The sequence below is a fragment of the Rugosimonospora acidiphila genome (genome assembly GCF_039543385.1).
Taxonomy (GTDB): domain Bacteria; phylum Actinomycetota; class Actinomycetes; order Mycobacteriales; family Micromonosporaceae; genus Rugosimonospora; species Rugosimonospora acidiphila.
In genome coordinates this window covers 18,847-27,891 of record NZ_BAABJQ010000019.1, presented here as the reverse complement: position 1 = coordinate 27,891, position 9,045 = coordinate 18,847, and the positions used below count along the sequence as shown (strand labels likewise).

Here is a 9,045-nt window from a genome sequence, read left to right as displayed (position 1 = left end):
CACCGTCGACGAGTCACCCGGACTCACCACACGGTTGCCACTATCACCGCTACCAAACGAATTCGACCGCTGCGGCTCCACCGACGGCGGCCGCGAAACCGTCGAACCCCCATCACCGTTCACGCCCGGCCTGGCCGTCACCGTCGACGGATTATCCGGCCGCACCACCCGCTCGCCGCCGCCTCCCGGACCGGACGGCTCCGACCGTACCGGCTCAACCGACGAGGGCCGCGGCACCGGCTGGCTTCCGCTGCCAGTGGGATCCGGCCGCGCGCTCACCTGCGAGACCTCGGGCGGAGTCCCCGGCCGGCCGGGGCCCTCGTCACCGGGCAGCGGCCGGGAGTTGACGGTGGCCGGCTGGTCGGGCACGTTGATCCGACCATTACCTTGAGGCACGGCGTTGGGCGTCTCGGAGACGGGGCGCGGGGTGGTGCTGAGGTTGTTCACTGAATCGACGGAGTTGGGATTGGGTCGAGCATTGGCGTTCAGCGAGTTCGGCAGGTCCGGGTCTGCGATCCGACCGACTCCCTGACCCGGTGCGGTCTCGGGAACGTCGGTGACCGTGTTCGGCGTCCGGACCACCGACAGCGGCGTGTTGACCGTCTCGTCGGGCAGCGGGCGGCCGCTCTGCGGGCCGTTCAACGCCGGTACGTTGACCCTGCCGGTACCGTTCGGCGCAGGCAGCGACTTCACGTTCGGCACGCCGTCCGGGTGCGGCAGGCCGTCTTCCAGCGGGGGCCGGCCCGGCCCGCCGGCCCCGAAGTCACCCTCTCCGGGAATGACCTTCCCTGCGAACAGTCCGCCGCCCAACGCCCCGAACCCGGCGGCCAGCCCCGCCGAGAGAGGATCGATGTGGAAGTTGGTGTGCGCGATCGCCTCCCCGGCCAGCTGGGAGCCGATGTCGATCCCCGAGCCAAGCGCGCCGAACACGATGGCGCTGGCGACGAACTCGCCGATGGCGCTGGCGAAGTCGAGTGAGGCACCCAACGCCGCGACCACGGACGCGATCAGGGCACCCAAGGTCTCGATCGCCCAGGACAGCAGGGAGCCCAGGCCGAAACTGGCCGCGCCGATGATGACACCGATGATGGTGGCCCAGTCGGCGGCGTTCTGCGCGTCGATTTCCTTTTGTACCTTGTCGGCGAACTCGTTGATCTGCTGGGCGAACGTCTGCGCGTTGTCCGCCGCGGTCTGGATCGGTTTGGAGACCGCGAAGCCCGTGGCGACCGCCGACAGATGCGCGTCGCCGGTCCAGTTGGTGTGCAGGACCGCGCCCTGAACTGTCGCCTGGAGGCTGTAGAGCGCGTCCGCCATCGCCTGCCACTTCGCGGCGAGATCGCGCAGCTTCGCGGGATCGGGCAAGACGTCGGCCACGTTCCACTCCCCACAATGTGACGGGCCGCCGGCCCACCGGCGAGTGCCGGTAGAGGCGGTGGAGCCCGGCGAACCTCAGTTGTTCTCGGTGATGGGACCGTCGTTGACAGACCGGTCACCGGAGGGCGTGTTCGAACCGCCGGTGTCCTGCAACGCGGTCGTCATCTGGTTGAACATAGAAGCAACAACGTCTTCCGTCTCGCCATAGTTCACCGCGGCCAGCGCGATTCCGTTCGCGATCCTGGAGAGGATGCCGTTGCTGCCGTCGCCGTTGCCGAAGAGCTGGGTGATGCTCTGCGTCCAGAGGTCGTTGAACTCCTGCGCCTCCGTCGCGGTGTTGCCCACCCAGCCGAGTTTCAGGCCATTCCAGACCTCGACGATCCGGTTGATGCTGTCGGCGACCTCCCCGCCGTACACCGGGATCTCGATCGTGGCCAGGTGGAACATGGTGGTCGGGTCCACCCTGATCGTGATGCTCTGATCGTCGTAGTATTCTGGGACTGGCATCTGGTTTTTCTCCTATCCCGTAACCCGCTCGGCTGGCATGGTGCCGGTTATTCGACGTTACGCGAGCGACAGCTGGGCTCAACAAGCCCGCAGTACATGGGAAATCGGGCTCCGTGGAGTAGGGACAGCCCATCACCACAACCGGGACGTTGCCCGTCCGGCGTCACGTCGACGACGATGTGAGCGGCCAGCACATGCCGCGGCCGCTTTCCGTTGCCCGGCATCCAGGCGCAGCGAGAGGGGAGCACCGGTGGCCGACGACAAGAACAGCGACGTCCCTCCGGACGTCACACCACCCGACCTTAACCAACCATGGGGCCTGTGGGGGCCGAGCATCACCGGCAACCCACGCGGCACCAACAGCGACGGCAACACGACGCCCGTTTCCCAACCACCGACCCACCCGGCCTACGTCGTGAGCCCGGGCAGCATCGGCTACGGGGCGACCCAGATCCTGATCAGCACCGAGCAGAACATCGGCGTGTACAACGACCTGAAGTCAACCGTCGCGGACACCAAGGCTTGGATCTTCTGGGCACCCAACAGCAACCCCCAGCGGACCGGCGGCACTGGTTCGCATGCCTATGGCATCAAAAATACTGGGCCGATCCCTGATCCGGATCCCGAGCTGACCGCACAGCTCAGCGCCATCGAGGACAACCTGCTGCTGGAGATCGCCGACGCGATCACCCTGGCCGGACAGTTCGTCGACGTGCTGAACAACGCGGCGCAGTTCTATACGCAGGCAGACAAGTCCTCGGTGCTTCCCGAGCTGTCCACCAGCTTCGTCCCGCAGACGCCCAGCGCTCTGAAGATGCCGAACCTCCCCGACGCGACGTAGCCGGACACGCAAGACCGTGGGGACATGCGATCGCATGTCCCCACGGTGCTGTTCGCCCTCCGCGCCGGGCCGCACAGCCTGCGGGCCTCACGGACTCATCCGAACATCGACCGGCCCAGGGCGGCCAGCTGGCCGAAGACGCCGAACACGCCCAGCGCCAGCGGGGCGCTGGCGATCATGCAGAGCATGCCGAGCACGTCGACGAACCGGCGCCGGACCGGTCGCATCGGCACGCCGCCGACCTTGACCTCGGTCGTCTCGGCCGCCTCGGTGCGCTGGCTGTTCAACGCGGCGATGGCACCCGCGCCGACCAGGCACAGACCGCTCACCGCGAGCAGGATCAGCGCCAGCGGCCCGCTGGGTACCAACCACCAGATCAGCCCGGCGAGGACGCCGAACCCGCCCACCAGGCCGGCGCCGCCGATCAGCACCAGTTCGTTGGTGAAGCCCGACTGTTCCGCCCGGATCAGCAGGGCGGCGCCCGCCACGCCGGCCAGCGCCAGCGCGAACGGCTGACGGGAGAACGCCAGTACCGGCAGCGCCACGGCGAGCGCCAGCGTCGGCCCGGCCACCACCACGGTGAGCAGTCGCCTGGCCCGGATGAGCAGCTGGGTGACGGCGTGGGCGGTGCTCGACGCGTCCGCCGAGGTCCGCTGTGACCACGTGGTGATGGCCGCCGCGATCCGCTTGGACAGCCCGATCAGCGACACCGCCGCGATCACGGTGGCGGCCGCCGTCTGCACCCCGTTGGCCCGCAAGGCGATCAGCAGCGGCGCCAGTGCCGCGGTGACCGCCAGCTGGATCTCGATGGCCAGCAGGACCGCCTCGGGGGTGGTGGCGATGGCCATCAGCGCCGCGAGGTTGGCGCCGACGATGGCGCCGGGCCAGCCGAACCCCGGGCCCGCCGCGAAGCGTGCGGTCCACTCGCCGGCCACCGCCAGGCACGGCACCGCGGTCAGCGACACCAGCAGCCGCAGCGCGGCCGGCATCGGCGCCCGGCGCTGCTCCAGCGTCCACCCGATGGCGGTCAGCAGCAGCGCGCAGGCGATGAGGCCTGCCGCGACCGCCAACTGCCCGCTGCCGTTGCCGCGCCATATCGCGGCGGCGGCGGTGGCCACCAGCCAGGCCAGCCCGAACCCGATGACGAGCAGGCTGCGGGGCACCGCGATGTCGCGCTGCGCCCCGGCCTCGGCGCCGACCAGCTCGTCGATGTCCTCGACGACCGGACCGACGGTAGGGTCGGTTGCCAGGTCGCTGAGGTAAAGAATCTGCCCGTCGGTCACGCCGTAGTCGGCGAGCGAGGCGTCGAGCGGAAGCGGTGCCGCACCGGCGGTCTGGAGTGACCAGACCTTGGGCAGCGGCCCGCCTCGCTCCTGCTCGCACAGTTCGGCGAGCCGGGGCGCGTACTCGCCGACCGGCGCAACAGTGGGTACGGCGACATCCAGTCGCCGCCGATCGCCGACCACGGTCACTCTGCTACGCCGGTCGATCATCGCGAGTACCTTCCCTTCGGTGTGCTGGGGTCTGCCTGGCTCAGTGCTGCCACGTCTTGACGTTGGACGACTCGCAGTCGGTGTAGTTGTTCCAGTTCAGATTCATCGTCTGGGCGATCTGCCCCAGGACGCCGGTCGGCCCGAACAGGCCGTCCGCGGCGATGTTCCACTCGTCCTGCAGGCCCTGGTAATACGTTTTGGCGGCACCGACCCAGGTGTCCTGCAGCGGCATCAGGAGGTTCTTCAGCGCGGTCAGTTCGGATTCGATCTGGCCGGCTACCCCGTTGATGTAGTTACCCGCGCCCTGCAGTTCGGACGGCACGACGAGATTCGCGCTGGCTACGTCAGGCATGAGGCTCCTCTACTTCGGTCTGTGACGGATACCGGGCGGATCAGAGGTTGGCGCCCGGAATGTTGCCCTGGATCGGCACCAGGTTGGCGATGTTCTGGTTCTCGCTGTCGGTGTAGTTGACGTAGTTGCCGCGCAGGCCGCTGCCGATGTCGGTGAGTGCCTCGTTGAGCATCCTGGCGAAGGTGTCGTAGTCGGTCATCAGCGCCTGGAACGTGGTGGCGGCAACGCCCTGGTAGACGGCCTCGAGGTTCATGACGTAGCTGCGCAGGGTGGCCAGTTGGCTCTGGATCTCGCTCGCGGTGTTGTCACAACTCGTCGCCGCGTTCGCGATGTACTCCGGTGTGACGGTGAATGCCATGCGGTACCTCTCCTTACGGTAGAAACTGCTGCCTCGTCGGGGTGCGTTCGCGTCACAGCCGCACGGCGGCCGACGCGGTGAACTCGCCTATCTCCTCCTCTAGCGCGATCTGGATGAGCGCGCTGGGGTGACCGCGGCGGACCAGCACGCCCCGACCGGGCGGCCTGACCCTGGCCCGCTCCTCCCCGAACACCGGACCCTCCCGGTGGTCTCCGGAGAGCACCAAGCCGGCACAGCCCAGCTCCCTGAGCCGGACGAGCAGCTGGTCGCCCATGGACATGCGGGCGGCCCCGGTGACCCGGCGCGCCACAACGATGTGCAGCCCCACTTCGCGGGCATGCGGCACGAATTCGACCAGCGGTGCCAGCGGCGACTGCATGCCCCCGCCGACCAGGTCGTAGTCGTCGATCACCACGTAGATGTCCGGCCCCTGCCACCAGTCGCGGGCGCGCAGCTCCTGCGGCGTGATGTCCGATGGCGGCAGCCGCTCCCGTAGCTTGTCGCAGACCTGCTCGACGTAGACCTTCGCCGCGCTGCCGTCGCCGGCGTACGCGCCGAGGTGGTCCTCGGGTACCACGCCCAGCAGGCCGCGCCGGTAGTCGAACAGCACCACCCGTACCTGCCAGGCGGAGTACGCCTCGGTGAGCCCGGCGATCCACCGGCGCAGGAATTGCGTCTTGCCGGCGCCGGTGTCGCCGAAGACCAGCAGGTGCGGATCGTCGCGGGTCAGGTCGATGCCGACCGGACGCAGGTTGGACTCGGCGATTCCCACCGGTACCCCGGCCGCCGGACCTCCGCTGAGCTCGCGCAGTTGGCCGGCGGTGAGCCGGGTCGGCAGCACCCTCACCGCGGGGGCGGGCGCGCCGGTCCAGCCGGCGGAGATCTTCGCGATCAGGTCGTCCTGCGCCTCACCGATGCCCTCCGCGCTTTCCTGCCCGTCCATTCTGGGCAGGAGCAGCTGGAAGAAGACCCCGGGCGGGGCGATGCCGCGGCCGGGTGGCGCGGCGGCCAGTTGGCCGGCCAGCCGGCGGTTGATCTCGGACTCGGTCGGGTCGTTGAGGCGCAGTTCGATCCGGGTACCGATGCTGTCGCGCAGGGCCGGGCGCATCTCCATCCAGCGGCTGGCGGTGAGCACCAGGTGCACCCCGACGCCCAGCCCCCGGGCGGCGATGTCGGCGATCAGCGGGTCGGCCTCTTCCAGTTCCCCGCGGACCGCTCCCCAGTTGTCGACCATCAGGAAGACGTCGGCGGCGCGTACCTCCTCCGGCAGCCGGCCGGCGAGCCGGCGGGCCCGGAATTCGGTGATCGAGTCCACCCCCAGCTCCCGGAAGAGCACTTCCCGCTCCTCGATCAGCAGCTGGATTTCCGCGAGCATCCGGCGTACCAGCTGCTGGTCGCGCCGGCCGGCGACGGTGCCCACGTGCGGCGCGGCGGCGAACTGGTGCAGCGTGCCGCCGCCGAAGTCGATGCAGTAGAACTGCATCTCCTCGGGGGTATGGGTGAGCATGGCCGACGCCATGATGGCGCGCAGAGTCGTACTGCGGCCGGTTTGCGGCGCACCCACCACGGCCAGGTTGCCGTGCGGGCCACCGAAGTCCATCAGCAGGGGCTCCTGCTCCTGCTTCAGCGGCAGGTCGGTGACCCCGATCGGAATCTTCAGCTGGCCCAGGCCCGGCCAGATCCGCGCGGTGAATCCTCGGTCAGGTCGTGCGGTCGCCGAGCCCAGTAGACCGTCCATCGGGACCGCAGGTGGCAGCGGCGGCAGCCACACCTGGTGTACCGGGCGGCCGACCGCCTTGAGCTGCTCCACGACGACGGCCAGTTCGGTCGGGCCGGAGTCCTGAACGGGCGGCCGGGCTTCGTCGTCGGCGCGCGCGTCGGATCGCTGGCGCAGATCGAACGGGGCGATCGGCAGCGCGGCCTCGCCGGACTGTTCCCGGTCGTGTGCGGACTGGAACGGGGCGGACACGTGCGCCACCCGGAAGCGCTGGTAGATCGACTCGTCGACCTTCAGGAACGCCGAGCCGGGGATGGGAGGCAGCCGGTACGCGTCGGGGTTGCCGATGACCGTCCGGCTCTCCTGTGCGCTGAAGGTACGCAGGCAGATCCGGTACGACAGGTGCGAGTCCAGGCCCCGCAGCTTGCCCTCCTCCAGCCGCTGGGTGGCCAGCAGCAGGTGCATGCCGAGGCTGCGCCCGACGCGGCCGATCTGCACGAACAGATCGGTGAAGTCCGGACGGCCGGACAGCAGTTCACCGAACTCGTCCACGACGATCAGCAGGTACGGCAACGGTTCCAGCGGCTTGCCGTCCGGATCGGTCAGGCCGGCCCGTTGCCGGCGCTGGTACTCGCGGATGGAGTCCACATTGCCGGCGGCCCGCAGGATCTGCTGGCGGCGCTGCTGCTCGCCACGCAACGCGGCCTGCACCCGGTCGATCATCGCCGCGTCGTCGGCCAGGTTGGTGATCAGGCCGGCCACGTGCGGCAGCTCCATCAACGGCGCGAACGCCGCGCCGCCCTTGAAGTCGACGAGCACGAAGCTGATCAGGTCCGGCGAGTGCGTGATCGACAACCCGGTGAGCAGGGTGCGCAGCAGTTCGCTCTTGCCGGATCCGGTGGCGCCCACGATCAGCCCGTGCGGGCCGAAGCCGCCCTGCGCCGACTCCTTGATGTCGAGGATGACCGGTTCGCCGTCCCCGTCGCTGCCGATCGGTACCCGCAGCAACCGCTCCTCGGTCACGTCCGCCCACCGGCTGACGATGTCGCCGGTCGCCGGGGCGCCGCCCAGCAGCAGGTCGGTGAGGGACACGGTACGGGCCAGCGCCTGTTCCCGCTCGTCGGACAGGCGCAGCGGGGACAGCCGGCGGGCGATCAGCTCGGCCAGCTCGGCCGAGATCTGGTCCGGCACACCGTTCTCCACGGCCGTGGCGACCAGTGACTCGTGGCCTTCCAGCTCCATCCCGCCGGACTCGTCCAGCCTGATCCGCAGATCGACCCGGCTGGGTTCGTCCGCCTCCCGCTCGGCCAGGAACACCAGGGTGATGCCGAACCGCGGCCCGGCCGCTTCCAGCAGGGCACGCAGCAGCGAGGAACGGCCCCATTCGGATACCGGCTGGAATCCGGTGAACACCGCGATGAGCCGCGGCACCGGCAGCGGACTGTTGCGGTCTAGGGAGAGCTGTCCCCGCCGCGCGGCCACCAGTTCCTGCCGCTGCAGCAACTCCTTCTCCAGGTAGTCGGCCAGTTCCTCCGGCCCGGCGGCCACCAGGGACACCACGCCGGCCCCGCTGGTCGCATCCGCCTCGATGGTGTGCGGGAGCCACTTCGCCCACGCCCAGTCACCGCCGGACGTTTCGACGACGAGGCCGACATCGTCCGGCGCGTGCAGCACGGCGATCTGGCAGAGGATGGCCCGCGCCACGGCGGCGCCGTGCTCGGCCGGTCCGAGCACGCTCACCACGCCGCACTTGCCGACGTCGACCACGGCGGGCTGGCCGTCGAGGTGACCCATCCGGTCGACCAGGCGCTGGGCGGCACGCAGCGCGTCCCAGTCGTATTCGGCCATCGGGTCCAGCCTGGTGCCGATCTGCAGCGGCGTGCTGAGTTTCGCCCGGCCGGTGCCGACCCGGATCTGCAGGAAGTCGGGGTCGGTCGGGCGCCGCTCCCAGATGCGTTCGTACGTGGTGGCGATGCCCCACAGCCGGTTCGGGTCCGGGAACACCAACGCCGCGCGCAGGCGTTGCATCGCGCTCACCTCGCGGGCCTGGTCGCGAGCCGAGTTCAGGTGGCTGCGGTACCGGGTGCGTTGCCGGCGACCGGCGCGCTGGCTGGCGCTGCGCATCTGCACCCGCATGATCACGGCGGTGCTGATGGAGACGCCGACGAAGACGATACCGATGATGACCAGCAGCGGCCGGCCGAAGGTAATCATGTAGCCGGCCACCGCGACGCTGCTGAGCAACGGCAGCAGCACGTTGATCCACGACGAGCCGCCCGGGCCGCGCTGCGCCTCCGGTGGCGCGGGCAGCACGATCTTTTCGTCGGGCAGGCGTGGCGGTAGCAGCCGTGCGGGGCGGTGGAATGCGAGCCGGCTCATGCCACTTCTCCTTCCTTCGACGTC

At 69.6% G+C, this 9,045-nt stretch carries 7 protein-coding genes; 1 reads left to right on the top strand and 6 read right to left on the bottom strand.

The features are described from left to right. Together ABEA87_RS27465 and ABEA87_RS27460 are read right to left on the bottom strand one after the other, a co-directional pair. Positions 1 to 1,374 (bottom strand): WXG100 family type VII secretion target (locus ABEA87_RS27465; RefSeq protein ID WP_345634384.1); only part of this gene is annotated, 1,374 nt, incomplete at its 3' end. 75 nt (positions 1,375 to 1,449) lie between these two features. Beyond that, positions 1,450 to 1,881, bottom strand: coding sequence for a WXG100 family type VII secretion target (locus ABEA87_RS27460; protein ID WP_345634383.1), 432 nt, complete (start codon positions 1,879 to 1,881; stop codon positions 1,450 to 1,452). Positions 1,882 to 2,131: 250 nt separating this feature from the next. Here ABEA87_RS27460 and ABEA87_RS27455 point away from each other — a divergent pair, with 250 nt between their 5' ends. Beyond that, entirely contained in the window at positions 2,132 to 2,722 is a 591-nt protein-coding gene (locus tag ABEA87_RS27455) for a hypothetical protein (protein ID WP_345634381.1), read from the top strand. A gap of 95 nt (positions 2,723 to 2,817) precedes the next feature. Here ABEA87_RS27455 and ABEA87_RS27450 read toward each other — a convergent pair whose 3' ends face one another. From ABEA87_RS27450 to eccCb, 4 genes are read right to left on the bottom strand one after another with little or no spacing between them, the layout of a single operon-like run. After that, positions 2,818 to 4,215 (bottom strand): EsaB/YukD family protein, encoded by a 1,398-nt coding sequence (locus ABEA87_RS27450; RefSeq protein WP_345634379.1) that lies wholly within the window; start codon positions 4,213 to 4,215, stop codon positions 2,818 to 2,820. 40 nt (positions 4,216 to 4,255) lie between these two features. After that, positions 4,256 to 4,567, bottom strand: a complete 312-nt coding sequence (locus tag ABEA87_RS27445; protein ID WP_345634377.1) for a WXG100 family type VII secretion target — start codon at positions 4,565 to 4,567, stop codon at positions 4,256 to 4,258. Positions 4,568 to 4,607: 40 nt separating this feature from the next. Continuing rightward, the gene (locus tag ABEA87_RS27440) at positions 4,608 to 4,925 is read right to left on the bottom strand and encodes a WXG100 family type VII secretion target (protein WP_345634375.1); all 318 of its coding nucleotides are present in this window, start codon (positions 4,923 to 4,925) and stop codon (positions 4,608 to 4,610) included. A 52-nt stretch (positions 4,926 to 4,977) separates the two neighbouring features. Continuing rightward, positions 4,978 to 9,021 carry a type VII secretion protein EccCb gene (gene eccCb, locus ABEA87_RS27435; RefSeq protein WP_345634373.1) on the bottom strand — a complete coding sequence of 1,348 codons (4,044 nt, stop codon included), beginning with the start codon at positions 9,019 to 9,021 and terminating at the stop codon, positions 4,978 to 4,980. Positions 9,022 to 9,045 lie beyond the last annotated feature (24 nt).